Genomic DNA, 17,126 nt, shown 5'->3' with positions numbered 1-17,126 from the left:
TAAATAAGAGTGATATACTGAAAGAGCAACTGAATATCGTGTTAGAGATAGGTGCGTTTATTTTTCTTAAACGCTTAAAAGGGAAATCGGTGAAAAACCGATGCTGTCCCGCAACTGTGAGTTGGAGTATAATTCGTTACCACTGTTTCACCGCAAGGGAAATGGGAAGGTGAATTATACGTTGAAGACGAGCCAGGAGACCTGCCTAGATCAGTACACACCAATACCCTACGCGGATAGGAGGTGTCAAGTGCGGCTTATGAAAAATCATACACAAGCCGACGTACGAAAAAACGGAATCAGGACATTCATTAGGTGGCTTCGATACAGTTTCTATCGATCCAACGTATATGTATTTCCTGCCGAACCGTTTAATTCGTCATGGCTTCCCACTTAACATCCTTCCAGGTATTTACCGGACGGATGTTTTTTCATGTCAACGAACCAATACAAACACGATGAGGAGAATGAATTATGCACAACCAAACAATCGAGGACTTTACAAACTTATTAAAGGATACACTGATGGCGGAACGAGTGAGCACTCACTCTACCCCCCTTCCCATACTAGTAAAAGATGTAAAGAAACAGATTTCCGAAGATCCCGCTAATAACTCAGCAGAAAAAGCTAAACAATTGGCTAATTTAGATAAAGCATATCAAATCGTAGTAGGTGAATTAGTAGGTAGTAACTAATTCGTAATAGAACACCCCTGACTTCAATATGTCAGGGGTGTTACTGTGTTATAAAGAATCTTTAATCACACGCTTATAATTCAATACGGAAAGCAAACCAAATATAGAATAAAGCGCTGTGTAGATGAACATCACAATAATCGTTGGTGTCAGCATTTCAGTACCGAATAAGAACCAGCCGGATTTCACCGCGAAATAGCTGTGGAAGAGACCAACGACTAACGGAATACCGAAATTAAATAACTGCTTTTGTTGAACCCCTTTTAGCAAATCTGTTTGTGTATAGCCCAGTTTACGAAGAATAGTGTAGTTCGATTTTTCATCTTCACTTTCGTCCATTTGTTTAAAGTATAAGATGCAGCCAGAAGTGACAAGAAAAGCGAGGCCAAGGAATCCCACGATGAACATGATCATGCCTGCACCTTGCATTTGTTTCGTTCTTTCCTCAAATTTCGATTCATGTCCTACCCAGTCGTTTATTCCCAACACATTAAATATATCATTCGCTTTTTCTAGATCATTCTCATTCTCGATATCTACTCCATGATACTCAGTAAATTCGGATGCTATAGAAGAATCATTATCTACATTCATTTTCTGGAATACTTGATCATCCACTACCGCGACAACAAAAGCATAGGTCACACGCGTCGGAAGAACGGCAACCCTTTCTGTCCCTTTCAGTGTCAGATCATAGATATGCTCTTTGCCTTGAAATACGACTTGCTGATTCGCTTGGAATTTCATGAAGTTTTCCGTCAAACTATCGGAGTTGACAAAGAGCACTTCCTTTTCTGCTACGTCTATCTCCGACAACCCTTCATCACTAATGACGATCATTTCTGTATCGGTATAACTCACATCTTGACTATCCCCAACCGGAATAGATAGAACTCTCGATAAATCAACAGGTGTAGTCAATAGATCAATAGCTGTCTCTGTAAAGGCGATGCCTTTACTTTCAAGCGCCTCTGTAAATTCCATTGCACGTGTAGTATCAGGAATGGTAAAGTCAGCGGGAATAGTTCGCTCTACTGATTTCTCTACTGAGTAATACGAGATATAACTTAACGAAAGTAATGCTATAGATAGCGCAGATAACGATGTAATAATCATTAATAGAAAAGAGTTCGATTTCATTCGAAACATAATCGAAGAGAGCGATAGTACGTCGTTAATGTTCAAATATCCCCCTTTACGTTTACGAATCAGGTTAAAGATAAAGCTGACCGATCCTTTGTAAAATAAATACGTTCCTACAATCACAGAAGCAAGTATGATAATCATCACTAGAAATAGCTGATTAATGAGCAACATACTACTAAATAGTCGGGCTGATAAATAATAGCCAAATATTATGAGGAGAATACCGAACACACCGATGACCGCTTGAAATACTGTCATCTTTTTCACTCGTTGTTGCGTCACAGTAGTCACACGGAACAAAGACAATATACTTTGTCGTTTAATGAATATCGCATTCATAATCAAAATCAATACAAAGATTGCCGCAAATACGGCCAGCGTTTGAAGTAATGCCTCTGAAGAGAAACGTAATGTCGCAACATCCGTTACACCAGTGACCTTAAATAGAACCAGCATGAGTAATCGGGACATTGAAAAGCCTAAGAATATCCCTACAACGAGGGAACCGACGTATAACATAAAATTCTCGACACTTAAAATACGAAAAACGGTTCCTTTCGTCATCCCAATCAATTGAAATAATCCAATCTCCTTACTGCGTCGTTTAATGAATAAATTGTTAGCATATAGCAAGAATACAGACACGATAGCAATCAGTAAAACTGAACCTGATTTAATAGCTGCTGCACCTTTCACCCCTCCAGTTGCATCGTCCAATGCTGGATCGAATTGCAAAGTTACGAATGAAAAGTACAAGCCTACGCTAAAAACCAGAGCAAAGATATACACATAATAATGCTTGAGGTTTTTCTTGATATTGCGGAAGATTAGCTGATTAAGCGTCATGTTGCACACCACCCAACACACCTTGCGTTTTGATAATATCATTGAAAAATTCGTTCCGCGTTTGGTCTCCTTTTTTCAGTTGCGTATAAATTTGTCCGTCTTTGATGAACACGACACGCTCACTAAAACTTGCGGCAAGAGGGTCATGAGTGACCATCACGATAGAGGCATTTCGCTTCGTGTTGAGATCACTTAGTTTATTCAACAAATCGGATGCCGCCTTTGAGTCAAGAGCGCCTGTTGGTTCATCCGCAAAAATGATGCTCGGATCATGGATGAATGCTCGTGCGGCAGACGTTCTTTGCTTTTGTCCACCTGATATTTCGTTCGGATATTTAGTAGCGATTTCGGAAATCCCTAATTCTTCTGCCACTACGCGAAATTTTTCATTGGCTAGTTTTCTAGAAATTTTCTGCACCGATAATGGAAGCAATATGTTTTCTTTTACTGTTAACGTATCGAGTAGATTATAGTCCTGAAAGATAAAGCCTAGATGACGTTTCCGGAATTCTGCCATTTGCTTTTCTTTCATATCGTTAAGTTTCTGCCCTTCAATGCTGATTGTTCCTTGGCTAACACGATCAATCGATGAAAGTACATTTAGTAGAGTCGTTTTCCCCGACCCCGATGCCCCCATGATGCTGACAAATTCACCTTTTTGTACTTCAAGGTCTAACGCACGTAACACTTCCTGTTTATTGAATTTATTGCCGTATGTTTTATAGATTTTCGATGCTTGTAAAATCACCATATCCATCACTCCTTGTTCATTCTATCTTAATCAATGTACAGACTTTTCTCCTGTCTTTGATATGACAATTAGAAAAAGCATGTGACGATACTGTCACATGCTCTTACAAACGCGCTATACGAATCATTTCGTTTTCTTTTGCAAAGATCAAAGAGAACCGCGTACCTTCTCCTACTGTTGACTCTACCTCAATCGTAATCAAGAGAGATTCTGCAACTTGTTTTGCTAAGTATAGCCCCATTCCTGTGGCAGAATGATTTTGATGGTTTGCTGTTCCAGTAAAGCCTTTATCGAAAACACGAGATAGGTCCCTTGAAGCAATTCCCTGACCAAAATCTTCGATCGATAACGTGGTGATGCCATCCCGGCTAGTACTCCGGATATTTATATCTGAATCCTCGCTGTATTTCACCGCATTCGTCAGTAATTGCCTTAGAATGAAGCCGAGCCATTTGGCATCGGTCAGTACTTCTTCTGTTTCCAATGATACATCAAAACCAATTCGCTTTTGCATACACCATTGCTTTAATGATTTTATCTCCTGAAATAGCAACTTCTGTACATCTGCCTTTTCGATATATAAATCATTCTGGATGAATGGGATGCGCTTTTGATGTAGTTGCTGGTCGAGTAACAAATGGATGCGAAGCCACTCGTACGTCAACTGTGATCGAAGCGAAGGATCTTCGGTTCGTTCGATCATTAATTGTAGCGTCGTCAGTGGTGTTTTCACTTCATGTATCCAATTCAACATGTCATCTTTCTCTTGCTCTAAACTGATTTGCAATTCATCCAACTGTTTTTTAAACACTTGAACTTGTTCGGAAATCCTTTCGGATGTAATGGCCTCGAAAGGACTGTTAGCTTCAGGTATTGCAGTTGGATCGAATGACGGTTCTAACGAATGTAAGTGTTTATAAAACCTCGTTTCTTTTCCATAACGCATGACTATAAATATAATGAAAGATAAAAAAGAAATGAATGCTATATAGACAGTAGACAAAAATGGAATACTCGTGTCCAAGTAACCCATAGCTAGAACGAGCTGTTGTAAGAAAATGAAGAACAGTATCCAACTTACTCGTTCTTTTAGAAATAATCGGATCATAATTGCTTTTCCTTCGCCATATACCCTTGCCCCACTTTTGTTTCGATCACATCTACCAAGCCGATCTCTGCGATCCGTTTACGTAAACGGTTGACATTGACCGTCAACGTATTATCGCTGACAAATCGTTCATCATCCCAAAGGCTCGTGATGATTTCTTCTCTTGATACGATTTCATTCTTTCTTTCTATTAATATTTTTATAATGTATATTTCATTTTTCGTCAACTCAATAGTCCCGTTCTCATTGGTGAGCGTACCTTTCACAAAATCCACAGCGGCATCACACCACGTTTTCACTTCCAAAGTCTGATCGATACTATAGTTATACACACGGCGTAAGATCGCTTGAATCTTTGCAACCAATACGTCAAAGTGAAACGGCTTTTGAACGAAATCATCAGCTCCGAGTTGCATTGACATCACCATATCAGTCGGATGATCCCGTGAAGACAGAAAAATAATTGGGACATTCGAATGCGTTCGAATCATCCGGCACCAATGGAATCCATTGAACTTTGGTAATTGTATATCGATGATTACAAGATCCGGTTTGATTTCCGTGAATTCTTGCAGTACATTTCCAAAATTTTGGATCCCCGCCACTGAGTAAGACCATTGCGTTAAACGTTCTTTTATTTCCTCAAATAATGTTTGATCATCTTCGATTAGCATAATTGTAAACAATGAACTCACCACACTTTTCTTGATTGCTATTAGTTTATCCTATAAACAGTCAGAATCAAAACAGCGCGTAAGTGAAAGTACATTCACTTGCGCGCTATTTTGATTTCTATTTCAAGTAAAATAATCCACCATTTACAACATCCACCGTAATCCGCGGCTTAAAACGTTCTTCCATTGCCTGCTTTTCCACCTCATAACACTCAGGTTTCGGTTCCTGCCCCTCATAGAAATAATCTAATACCGCCTGGTCTTTCTTCCATCTCTTTTCTGCTTCCTCTACCCACGTTAGATCTTCACCTTCAATTACTTTTGTGATCACAGCATCCAATCGATCAAGCGCACGGATAGGTGTAATGATAAAAGGTAAATAAAATACTTGTTCAGACGATTGGTCGGATAAATCTCGCATGCCAATAGTTTCCTGGAACTCTTTTACGACTGCCCCTGTCATCAAATTGATACCTATTGAATATAAGATCTCCTTCGTTTGATGACTGGTGAATGACACTTTATAATTGACGCCAACCCATGGTGTTAGAATTTGCTGCTCGTTGTTAGCCCCTACACGCTCATACAGTTTTACAAACTGCCCCATTTCTTTCGTTACTTGAAATAATTGATGCAATCGCGGGGACCCAAGATGGATTACTTCCCCCTTCATCCCATTTTGCAATTGCTGCATATCTGTAATTAGCGTAAGCTGCGCGGGATTCGGTATCTCATTGACACTTTCTATATACCTCCAATAAAAAGGTCGGTTCATGATTCTTTTATCCATATCGATTGTTAGTTGCACGGTTAGATAGTGTTCATTTCCATGAAGTATTTCACAGTCATTCTCCGTAAAGAATCTGTGAAGGTACGTATGGATCTCAGTCGAATGCATAAATTCTCCTCCTTCACACAGACCGTTCTTTCATTTCCAAAATATCATCTAGTTCCCCTACTACTTGTTCAAATGTCTCAATCTTTCCTTGCAACACTTTCAACACATGGTCATCAATCGTCTCTTTCACAGCTAAATTATAAATCTGTACATCGTGTTCCTGCCCTAATCGATGCACACGACCAATCCGCTGTTCCAACTTCATCGGATTCCACGGAAGATCGTAATTGATGACGTGATGGCAAAATTGAAGGTTGATTCCCTCTGCTCCGGACTCTGTCGCAATCAGCACTTGCGCTTGTTGCTTGAATAAATGCTTGATCCATTCCCTGCTACTTTTGCTTAACTTTCCGTTGAAAATGACATTCGATATGCCATTCGCATACAGATAGTCACTTAAATACAGCTGTGTCATTCGATACTCAGTAAAAATGATTACTTTTTCATTGGCTTGTATGATCAGTTCCGTGGCCTTTTTAGCTTTTGAATGAATAGATAATTTCTCAAGTTGTTCAATGACCTTTTCCACATGCGTGATTTCTTCTACTTGCTTACATTCCGGCAATAACTTCATCAATGTACCGATTGTCGCCTCGGGGCTGCTACACATTTCCCTTTGTAAAGTCATCGTGGAAAATGCATCTGAAAATACCGGCGATATTTCTTTCAGATTGGATATAGCTGTGTAGGCTTGTCTTTCATGGTCCGTGAATGTGATAGGAACTGTATGAACCTTCCGTGTGGACCATTCCACACCCGTGTCCTGTCGCCTGTTACGTACCATGATTTGGCTGACTAGTTCCTTCAAATAACTATCTCGTTCTTCGTCACGATTTTTTGCAGAGAACACGGAAGAAAACTCTTCATAGTTTCCTAAATGACCTTGTTTAAGTAGCGTCACTAGATAAAACAATTCAAACGTATCATTTTGAATCGGTGTGGCTGTAAGCAATAAACAAAATTTCTTCTTCAAACTTTGTACGAACTCATAACTAATCGTCTGATGATTTTTTAATTTATGCGCTTCATCTACAATAATCAAATCATACTCTTGCGCAAAGATTTTCTCCTTATGTGGACTGCGTTTGGCTGTGTCCATACTCATAACTACTACATCCACATAATCGAGCTCATAATTCTTTTTGTACAACAACGCAGGGATATGGAATTTTGTATATAACTCTTCCACCCATTGATTAACGAGAGAAGCGGGTACTAGTATCAGTACTTTTTTCACAAGCCCTCTCAGTAAGTATTCTTTAATGATTAGACCTGCTTCAATGGTTTTACCTAGCCCTACTTCATCCGCTAAAATCGCTTTACCGTTCATCTGTTCAATTACTCGTTCAGCCGCTTTTATTTGATGGGGTAACGGTTTTACGTTCGGTAAGTAAGCAAGTGACTGCAATCCAGTAAAATCAGTAATTAAGTTATTTTTCGTGATGGCATAGCTCATGTTATACAGCGCCGAATTACTCCATGGTTCATGGTTTTCAAGTCGTTGAATAAATCCTTCTTTCCAGGATGACGATCTTTCAATTAGCATTCCAATCACCTCAACTAGCTTGTATGTTTTGATTAGAATACCCAAAAAAGATCATATTATGATAAACAAAAAAAGACCCTTCGCATATGAAGGGTTTAAGGTATTGCATCTATTAGATTTCAAAAGCGATAAAGCTTCCTTCGTCATCAAAATCAGTTACATGAATTACACGGTCTGAGAATGATTCTGCGACGGCCGTATCTTTCCCCATCGCTAGAGTGAGTACATTAAACTTCTTTTGTTTTTTCTTCTCATTGAATTCGGTTAGGAAACTCTCGCTCATTTCATCTTCTCCATCGCTTACAAAAATGACATCTGCATGTTTGAAAGTACTGTCTTCTATTACTTCCAGGGCTCCTTGCAGTGACAGTGTAAAGTCTGTTCCTCCACCCAAATATGTTCGAGCAAGTCGTGCAAGTTCATTTGAAGTGATCTTGCCTTTAAGAAATATTTCTTTTTGAATTGTCGTGGAAAACAATAGAACGCATAGATCTCGTCGTTGCTTCTTGGCGATCGATAGAAGTGCCAAGATGAATCCTTTTGACTGATTATCAAGCAACTTCATACTTCCAGATTGGTCAAGACAAAAAATAATTGGACCTTTGCCGAGATTCTCTCGCTTCTTTTGTTCAAACTGCATCGTGTTTCCTTCCGCAAAGCGGCGCAAGAAATCTTTTTTCGTGGAGTTATTTGAATAGAGTCCTAATTCCATCGGCAAGAGACGTTCCATTTCATTCCCAATTGTAACGCCACGCCTCTCGATCGCCTCCACATAATTCGTCTTCTGTTTTTCACGTACTACTTCTTGAAAACGACCAGCCCATGCTGCAATTTCTTGCATTTTGGGATCCATCGCTACTTGGTCCGCCACTGCAAGTTGTTCACGCAATGGAACTTTCTTCAACTCTGCGTCTCCTTTACCTGCACTACTCCCACCCATCAGAGAAATCAGGCTGTCTTTTACTTTGATCGACTCTTCCACCGCTTCATCGATCGCTTGCAAAAATCGTTCGCCATTCGTTTCAAGTGTAAATTCTAGCTGATCGTTTAACTTGTCCGTAGCCTCGGCTAGTTCCTGGACAGGTCCTTCTTCTAGTTCCTCTTGTTGTTCATCCAACCGCTCAATCGGCACGTCGTCTTGTAGCACTTCTACCGCTTCCATACACTTCAGTAACTCTTCATCTAAGGCTTTTGCTTCAGCTAACCATAGATTGATCTTCTCAACCATTTTCACGGTACAGACAGTCGCGGCCAGATCGTCTAATCGAGTAAATTTTCTATATTCTTCAAAATGTTCATCTTTCATTAGCTTTTCTATAATGGTCTTGTTCGGTTTCAGTGCTGGATCCATTCCCTCTAGTAAAATTCGTGGTTTCATTTTATATAACGATGCCCAAACATCACCAAGCAATGCTTCCGTAGTAGGTAATTGTCCTTCTTCCCTGACCTTTTGCAAACCATCTGACATCTCGAACAGTTCTTTAAAACGTCTTTTATCAAATGCATCTGTATTCAGTACGGAGCGATGATTTCTAATTATTTTACTTCTTTTCATAGAATATCACTCCTTTTACATTCTAAAGAAGACTCCATATTGCTCGCCATTTTCATCTTTCTTTTCGTTCGTATCACTATAGTAAGCAGCATCCATTCGACTACTTTCCACTTCGTTTTTCAAGGATGTAATTAGCTTTTGTAAATGATCCAATTCAGTGACTCGACTAATATTTTGCTCTTTTAAATCATTTAATTCCAATGATAAAGCAGAAATTTTCTGGACAGCTTCCATGCCTGCTTCTGTTGACTGATCACGTACTGCGGAATCATAGATTTCATTCGCTTCATTTTCAATTGCTGAAAGCCTTTGTGCTAATCCATCTTGTGAATGTCTACGAACAATAGTACAAACAGTCTCTTTTTGATCTAAAGTCTCCCAAAGTGCATTCTCAAGAATCACCATATCATCTTTCTGCACGGATTTTCTTTGATTGATTAAAGCTCTCGCCTGCAAGATACTCAAAGATTGTTTGAATCGACGATCAGACGGCTGAATTCCTTCGTCTTGAAGTTCTCTTCGAATAGTAGACAATGTCTCATATACTTCATCTGGAATATGCACCTTATAAGTCATGTTTTGAAGTTGCACTAAGTCGTCCACATGCATCGTCGGAATTTCAATATGTTCGCCTTCATCTTTCATCATCGATACAAAGTTTGATTCATCCGCAATGAAATTAATTTCGAAACGTAAAAGGAAGCGGTCAAATAAAGCTTCAAGCCCTTCTCCTTCCTCGGGATATTCGTTGGAAGCGCCAATGACCGACATTAATGGGGCTTGAATGGGTTGTCCATCATTATAAAATAGTCTTTCGTTGATTAAAGTCAATAAACTGTTTAATATGGCAGAGTTTGCTTTAAAGATTTCATCCAAAAACACAAGATGTGCTTCTGGCATTTTAGTAGCGGTATTGCGCTTATATACGCCTTCTTCTAAGTCTTTTAACGACAGGGGTCCGAATACTTCTTCGGGGGTACTGAATCTTGTCAGTAACCATTGAAAATAAGACGTACCATTGACGATTTTTGCTAGCTCTACTGATAGTGCAGACTTTGCCGTCCCCGCTGGCCCAATCATTAACATATGCTGTTTGGAAAGGAGAGCTACTAAAATCCCCTCCACTTCACTTTCACGTTCAAAAAACTTCGCATTCAATGCTCTTTTTATTTCATGTAGCTTTTGTATAGTAGCATGCATGTAGACATCCCCTTTATTAATGATAACTAGCCGCTATTCTCTTTATATAACAGTGTGACTGGAATACGACGTTTTTAACCTCTCAAGCCAGAATTCTTTCATTGCCATGTATAATAAACCTTTTATTCTTGTCAAATGTTTTTCATAAGATTAGCGTTTAGGATATAGTGATTCTTTACACTAATCTTTCTATTTCTCTTACCCTTTATAATCCTAATCCACTCATCTCGACCATATTTTTCTACATGTATTTTCATTAGACTGTACAAGGATTAGGCAACCGCTAACATACTTCGTAGCAATCGTAAGTATATGTTTGAAGTAGAACTTGAGTGGTGAGATGGAGACAAAGGCAATGATTCAGTTATCTCTAATCGTTAAATAATACGATACACAAGAAAGGCTGTTCATCATGTGAAATCACAGGATGAACAGCCTTTTCTTTAGTCAGCTCCCTAAAGTAATCGCATTCCCTCTATTTTGCAAAGTAGAAACTATACTCAAGGCAGCGAGATAGCTTGTTTTAGGGTTGTTTGGCATTGGCTCATTTTCAATTAATAAATTCATTTTGCCAAAATCCCCTTTTGCTTCAATAGTATGTGTATTTCGTTGAACATTCGGATCTGCTATAACGCGTACTGCCGTTTTATCTGCTCCAAGTCCTGCAATTGATAATAGTAATGCAACGTTGACGTTTTTAGGAAACTTTTCAATGGCATCTATTGCCACACCATCAAAAATGCATTCTTCTACAGACTTCACATCAAGTCCCAGTGATTGGTAGGACTTCCTAGTCGTAATGCATACTTCCTTTAATCCACCTAATGAGTTTGCTGATTGAAGAAGATCCAATCCCCCTATTGCTCCTGAAGGTAGATAAATATGTTGCTGATTCTTCCGCGCTACTTCTTTCATTTTATTCAAATACTCAACGTCTTTAAATGCCCCGATACTACTCAATATCAGGTCCTTCTTATTCTCCAGTACTTCTTCCATATGCTCCATCGCAACTCCGATCGTTGCAGCTTCCACGACTACATCCACAGGAGAATGAATGAACTCCTGAAAGTCTGTATAAAACTTTGCACTGTACTGTGATTCTAGTCTTGGCCCCACCTCTTGGTTACGTCCGAATATCGAGACAATTTCACCATCCACTTTGCCGTTCCTATTGATACTTTCTAATAGATACTGCGCAATATTGCCAGTCCCAATTATACCGATTTTCATTTTACAACACCTCTTTCTTCAGTATATACACTCTTCCAAGAAATAGATGGCTTTCTACTTCAATACCCTGTCTATACATAAACAACACAGGGAAGGAATAGGATGGTATGGATATCAGGTAGGTAAATTAGGGGGGTATGTATAAATGGCTGGTTATACAGATAATTATGAACGTGATACGTACGGTATCATCGATTTTTGGGTGCGTAACAACTTTGAGCATGGGGAGTTTTTCGACCGAGAAATCAGTCATCATGAGTTGGAATTAGCACGCGCCAATCAGCAAATGATTGACCAAATGGGGAAAATCTTTAAAAAAACTGAATCCAAAACTGGTGATATTGGATTGATTCTCGATGAGGCAAAGAGTTCTACAAAAGAGTTCGCTGATCTACTAATTCACACGATGGATCGCGCATTGCATTGCGACGTCATCATCTCTACTCCTACTTCACTTCTTGATCATATGATACGAGAAGCCGAAGAAGCAGAGCGTGTGTTCAAATTAATTGAAACGAACTCTTACATCACGCCAGCTGACGCGACACTGCATGAGAACAACTTCTGGCTTCGTCAAATGCTTGACCACCTCATCTTCATCAGTCATTACGTAGATGCTTCCAACTATGAATTGCATGATCAAGTGCGTGCAATGACAAGGAAGTTTGAAAACCTTCTGTTACAGGCTCAATCTTTGAAGACCATCATTCGCAGACCACGCAATGAAGTTTCACCCGTGTTGAATACATTCAATCAAATGGTGATAAAAGAAGCAAAGGCACTTGAAGCTTTTAAGTTGGAATTAAGTGAACTGATTAAAGCATGTGCCGCCGTTACGACTGCTCCGCCTGATTTGTTAGAACATATTGCGAGAGAAGCCCACCATCTGTGGAAAAACCTCGAAGATCAGGTCGTAAACTAATTGTCATGTACGACGGCTGCTCCTGAACTGTATGCAATATAGAATAGATAGTAGAATATTACCGTCCTTTGATTGAATAGCATTGTTTTACATGAAGGTATCCTCTGATCATTACAAAAAAGAGATTGTCCACGCTCATATAGCGTGACAATCTCTTTTTTATTTCACTATGGTCACAGGGCATCCTACATGCTTCATTACCTTATGACTGACACTACCTAAAACCATTTCCTGAAATGAATTTAAACCACGGCTACCTATAACTAGTTTGTCTATTTTCTTTTCATTTACATAGTTGATTATTTCCTGGCTAGGATTCCCTTTAAGCATGATCACTTTCGCATCCACAGCCGCTTCCTTTGCCATAGCTAAAATCGGATGCATCTTTTGTTCGCGTTTCAATGCTAGGCTTTCAGGGCTTTGTGATAACAGTCTTTCATCTTTTGCTTTACTGTAATCTTGTACATAAATAATTTCCAACGTGACTTTAGGCAAATATTCCGCCAGCATAATCGCATGTTTCGCAGCACGCATCGCATTTTCTGATCCATCTATCGCTACAGCAATTTTCATATCGTTCACTCCCTCACAATAATTTTTCATATAATTTTTCACTCGAAGAATTTAACCCTCGAATCGTGACCACAATTCCTTTACTTTCTAGCTTAGTTATCACTTTTAAAATCGCACCTACTGCCGATTCATCCCACAGCTGACTATTTTCAAAATCAATGACAATCTGTTTGTCATTTATGTCATCAAATGCCTGAATAAACTTCGTCGTAGAAGCAAAAAATAATGGACCTTGTATTTTATAGATACCCTCTTCATTCGTTACCGAGACACGCGATATCTTCGCAACGAAGAATAATGCACTAAGAATAACTCCGATCACTACGCCTATCGCTAAGTTATGCGTGTATAAAATAATTACTACAGTAATCAGCATAACAATCGATTCTGATCGTGGTGCAGATCGAAGAAATTTAAACGATCCCCAGTTGAAAGTCGTAGCCGCCACCATAACCATGACACCCGCAAGAACAGGCATCGGAATTTTAACGACCAAATCCCCTAATACAATAATCAAAAACATTAAAAATGCTCCAGCAGTCAATGTAGATAGACGACCTCTCCCACCTGATTTAACATTGATGACGGATTGCCCTATTAACGCACAACCTGCCATTCCACCGAAAAATCCAGTGACGAAATTGGCAATACCTTGTCCGCGTGCTTCACGGTTTTTATTACTCGGTGTATCAGTCATATCATCGAGCACTTGCGAAGTCAGCAACGACTCCAGTAATCCTACGATTGACAGCGCCAATGAATACGGTAAAATAATTTTCAGCGTTTCAATGTTCAATGGGATGTCAGGGAAAAAGAATGTTGGCAATGAACTCGGCATCGTTCCCAAATCACCAATTGACTGCAATTTCACTCCAAAGAACAGCGCAATTGCCGTCATAACAACAATCGCAATCAGCGGTGCTGGTATCGCTGTAAAGAAGCGCGGTACCACATACACCATAATCAATGTGGCAATCGCGAATACATACGTCATCGTACCCGAACCGACTAGATAAGGTAGCTGTGTAATAAAGATCATAATTCCTAACGCATTTACGAATCCTAGCATGACTGAATTCGGTATGAAGCGCATTAAATTCGCGACGCCTAGTGAGCCTAAAATCAATTGAATGACACCCGTTAAGATAGTGGCTGCCAGTACGTACTCTAGGCCATGATCAGCCATTAAACTGACAAGAACTAGTGCCATTGCACCTGTAGCAGCCGATATCAATCCAGGTCGGCCTCCAACAAATGCAGTAATAACCGCAATAGTAAATGATGCATATAGCGCTACTCGCGGATCGACCCCGACGATAAACGCAAAAGCCAATGCTTCCGGTATGAGCGCTAGTCCAACGACTATACCCGCCAATATATCAGCACGCACATTCCCAAACCATTGCTGTTGTAAAGTTTGCATATTGTTCCCCTCTCGTGATGTAAAAAGTTCATCCATGGTAGAATGTAAACAGCATATCATTCTCAGTCCCATAAGTGAATAGTTTTGGGAAGTAAGGAGTAAAAAATGAAGTATGGATATATCCGTCCGATTGTAGGGGATCAGCAAGCTACTGAGCAGCTAGCGAATCTTGCCATAGACATGATTTATTTAGAGTCACATGGACTGGCTAAAAAAAGAGTTGAGCTTGAACGTCTACTAATGCATGTCCAAAGCGGAGACACATTGTACGTACAAAACATTGAGGTGTTAGCTGATTCACTTCAGCATTTGCTGGATGTTTTGCGCTTGGCAGAACGTGATCAACTCATTATTTATTTTGTGGACGAACAGCTAACTAATCAAACTATGCAATCTACTACATTGCTTCAAAACGTAGAGTTTTTCGCAAAGTTGCAAACCACTTTCCTCAGTCATTCCTCTACATTTTCCTTACAAGTTGCGAAACAACAAGGAAGAACAATTGGACGTCCAAGAAAGTCTGATGAAAATTTACAACGCGCATTCGAAATGTATGATAGTAAGAATTTCACTTTGTTCGATATCAAAGAAGAAACAGGTATTAGTAAATCCACACTCTATCGCTATTTGGATGAGAGAGCAGCTCCGTATGATAAGCAGTAGTTTTTCATCTGGTTAATTTTCTTTATCTGAAGTTTTAGTGTCATTTGCTCAGATAGCAGAAGTATCAAGTATTAAAATGGTTTTGTATAATCAATTCATTCCTATTGGTTTCCTTATTAGAATTCCCTTCTGACGAACTCAATTTGCACTTGCGGTATTTCATAAAAAACGTAAAGTAGCCAGTGAAATGTTCAAATCACTGGCTATCTCCCCAAATATTTTATTTCACTTCTATTTGTCCCATCATTCCGTTGTCTTCATGCTCTAAAATATGACAATGGAACATATACACACCTTTATGCTTAAACTGGATGGCGATTTTCACTTTTTCTCCAGGATGAACAGCAATACTATCCTTCCATCCTCGTTCATTCTCTTGAGGTTCTACTCCATCTCTTGAAAGAATTTTAAACTGTGCCCCATGAATATGGAATGGGTGAATCATACCACCCATCATATCTTTCTTATTATAGATCTCCCATACTTCTGTCACGCCTTGCTTTTGAGTAAAATCTATTCTATCTGGATCGAATTTCTTTCCGTTTATTTCAACATGTTCCATCATCCCGAAAAGCTCTATATTCTTCGTTACCGGCATGTTTTTTTCTTCGTCCGTTACGGCAAAATCATTTAGTCGCTTTGTTGTTTGTGTATCTTCTACTTCTTGATCCAATACATCAAACGGTAAAAGGATGGAGCCATCTTCATTAATTAAAGACAGACTATCTGTAGACTTAAGTTGTGAGAAATCAATAATTATCTCTGCCCGCTCGGATGGCGTCAAAGTTACTTCATTCAATTTGACGGGTTTATTCAAGAAACCGCCATCTGTCGCGATTTGAACAAAAGATTCACCTGTATTCAATTTGAACGTGAAATTCCTAGCGTTTGATCCATTTAGTAATCGAAGACGCACTTGTTCCTTACCTACTGTTAATACAGGATTCACCGTACCATTGACCAATAACGTATCACCTATCGTCCCATCTTCGTTCATGACCGATTTATAATCTAATTGACCTTGCTCATTGAAAACTCGATCTTGGAAAACTAAAGGTATATCATTTTTTCCGTATTCTTTAGGAATTTCTAATTTCGCTGAATTAGAATCCTCAATATAAATCAACCCTGCAAGTCCTTTGTATACTTGTTCGGATGTCTTGCCCTCTGGGTGTGGATGAAACCATAACGTAGCTGCCTCTTGTGTCACTTCAAATTCTATTAGTTCTTTTTCACCTGGTTTAAGTGTTTTATGCGGTCCACCATCTGCTTCACCAGAAACTTCTAAACCATGCCAATGAAATGTTGTTTCTTCATCTAATTCATTTATTGTGTGAATTTTTACCGTTTCACCTTTTTTAAACTGAAGAACTGGCCCTAATAGATCACCATTATAACCCAATGTTTCTGTAGTAACTCCATCAAATATTTCTACCTTACCTGTTTGCGCTTTGATAGTATATTCAGTTCGATCTGCCGCATCACTAGTTAGCAATGGTGGAATATTTAATTCATTTTCACCTGTCGAGTCTTTTAAACTCACTACATTGTCATGGCTCATATGTCCGTTTCCCATTGTAGAGTCATCCATCATGTGGTGATTTCCTTCGTTACTATTTTGATTCATCATGTGGTGATTTCCTTCGTTACTATTTTGATTCATCATGTGTCGATTGTTCTGATCATTCGATTGCGCATCGTCACTACAACCACTGATTAATAGTGCGCTCATTATAAACATAACGGTTTGAATTTTTTTACTCATCTATATATCCCCTTTGTCTATTGATTTCAAGAATAGTATAGCAATAACATATGGAAAAACTATGCACATGCGATAGTTTCAAGTGGTTTTAATTATAGAGAGTCGAAAAAATTTAAAAGATTGCACAACC

At 39.2% G+C, this 17,126-nt stretch carries 15 protein-coding genes and 1 riboswitch; of the genes, 3 read left to right on the top strand and 12 right to left on the bottom strand.

Translation table 11 applies throughout. The features are described 5' to 3' along the window. Positions 1–32: 32 nt before the first annotated feature. Positions 33–223, top strand: a riboswitch (cobalamin riboswitch). 251 nt (positions 224–474) lie between these two features. Continuing rightward, positions 475–696, top strand: coding sequence for a hypothetical protein (locus tag CSV72_RS06680; protein WP_099677711.1), 222 nt, complete (start codon positions 475–477; stop codon positions 694–696). A gap of 48 nt (positions 697–744) precedes the next feature. Here the strand turns inward: CSV72_RS06680 and CSV72_RS06675 are convergent, their stop codons facing one another. From CSV72_RS06675 to nadX, 9 genes are all read right to left on the bottom strand, one after another. Beyond that, positions 745–2,688: an FtsX-like permease family protein gene (locus CSV72_RS06675; RefSeq protein ID WP_099677710.1), complete on the bottom strand. Its 1,944-nt coding sequence runs from the start codon at positions 2,686–2,688 to the stop codon at positions 745–747. After that, complete coding sequence (locus CSV72_RS06670; protein ID WP_099677709.1) at positions 2,678–3,439, bottom strand: ABC transporter ATP-binding protein; 762 nt, start codon at positions 3,437–3,439, stop codon at positions 2,678–2,680. Before CSV72_RS06670 ends, CSV72_RS06675 begins: the two co-directional genes overlap by 11 nt. Before the next feature lie 103 nt (positions 3,440–3,542). Further along, a complete protein-coding gene (locus tag CSV72_RS06665) occupies positions 3,543–4,547 on the bottom strand; it encodes a sensor histidine kinase (protein WP_099677708.1) in 1,005 nt (334 codons plus the stop codon). Further along, a complete protein-coding gene (locus CSV72_RS06660) occupies positions 4,544–5,233 on the bottom strand; it encodes a response regulator transcription factor (RefSeq protein WP_099677707.1) in 690 nt (229 codons plus the stop codon). Before CSV72_RS06660 ends, CSV72_RS06665 begins: the two co-directional genes overlap by 4 nt. Before the next feature lie 106 nt (positions 5,234–5,339). Then, complete coding sequence (locus CSV72_RS06655; RefSeq protein ID WP_099677706.1) at positions 5,340–6,119, bottom strand: YqhG family protein; 780 nt, start codon at positions 6,117–6,119, stop codon at positions 5,340–5,342. A gap of 13 nt (positions 6,120–6,132) precedes the next feature. Continuing rightward, entirely contained in the window at positions 6,133–7,665 is a 1,533-nt protein-coding gene (locus CSV72_RS06650) for a DEAD/DEAH box helicase (RefSeq protein WP_099677705.1), read from the bottom strand. A 112-nt stretch (positions 7,666–7,777) separates the two neighbouring features. Beyond that, complete coding sequence (locus CSV72_RS06645; protein WP_099677704.1) at positions 7,778–9,220, bottom strand: vWA domain-containing protein; 1,443 nt, start codon at positions 9,218–9,220, stop codon at positions 7,778–7,780. Between the two features lie 15 nt (positions 9,221–9,235). After that, positions 9,236–10,420, bottom strand: a complete 1,185-nt coding sequence (locus tag CSV72_RS06640) for an AAA family ATPase (protein ID WP_099677703.1) — start codon at positions 10,418–10,420, stop codon at positions 9,236–9,238. 447 nt (positions 10,421–10,867) lie between these two features. Next, positions 10,868–11,650 carry an aspartate dehydrogenase gene (gene nadX, locus CSV72_RS06635; RefSeq protein WP_099677702.1) on the bottom strand — a complete coding sequence of 261 codons (783 nt, stop codon included), beginning with the start codon at positions 11,648–11,650 and terminating at the stop codon, positions 10,868–10,870. 145 nt (positions 11,651–11,795) lie between these two features. Here nadX and CSV72_RS06630 point away from each other — a divergent pair, with 145 nt between their 5' ends. Continuing rightward, a complete protein-coding gene (locus CSV72_RS06630) occupies positions 11,796–12,572 on the top strand; it encodes a DUF2935 domain-containing protein (protein WP_099677701.1) in 777 nt (258 codons plus the stop codon). 159 nt (positions 12,573–12,731) lie between these two features. Here the strand turns inward: CSV72_RS06630 and CSV72_RS06625 are convergent, their stop codons facing one another. After that, a complete protein-coding gene (locus CSV72_RS06625; protein ID WP_099677700.1) occupies positions 12,732–13,145 on the bottom strand; it encodes a universal stress protein in 414 nt (137 codons plus the stop codon). 13 nt (positions 13,146–13,158) lie between these two features. Further along, complete coding sequence (locus CSV72_RS06620; protein WP_099677699.1) at positions 13,159–14,568, bottom strand: SulP family inorganic anion transporter; 1,410 nt, start codon at positions 14,566–14,568, stop codon at positions 13,159–13,161. A gap of 105 nt (positions 14,569–14,673) precedes the next feature. Between CSV72_RS06620 and CSV72_RS06615 the strand changes: the two genes are divergently transcribed. Beyond that, on the top strand, positions 14,674–15,231 hold the full coding sequence (locus CSV72_RS06615) for a recombinase family protein (protein ID WP_099677698.1): 558 nt from the start codon (positions 14,674–14,676) through the stop codon (positions 15,229–15,231). 220 nt (positions 15,232–15,451) lie between these two features. Here CSV72_RS06615 and CSV72_RS06610 read toward each other — a convergent pair whose 3' ends face one another. Further along, the gene (locus tag CSV72_RS06610) at positions 15,452–16,996 is read right to left on the bottom strand and encodes a multicopper oxidase family protein (protein ID WP_099677697.1); all 1,545 of its coding nucleotides are present in this window, start codon (positions 16,994–16,996) and stop codon (positions 15,452–15,454) included. Positions 16,997–17,126: the final 130 nt, after the last annotated feature.

Origin of the sequence: Sporosarcina sp. P20a (genome assembly GCF_002743175.1) — a bacterium.
Lineage (GTDB): Bacteria > Bacillota > Bacilli > Bacillales_A > Planococcaceae > Sporosarcina.
Note: the sequence above shows the minus strand (reverse complement) of the source record. Positions and strands in the feature narration are given on the sequence as shown.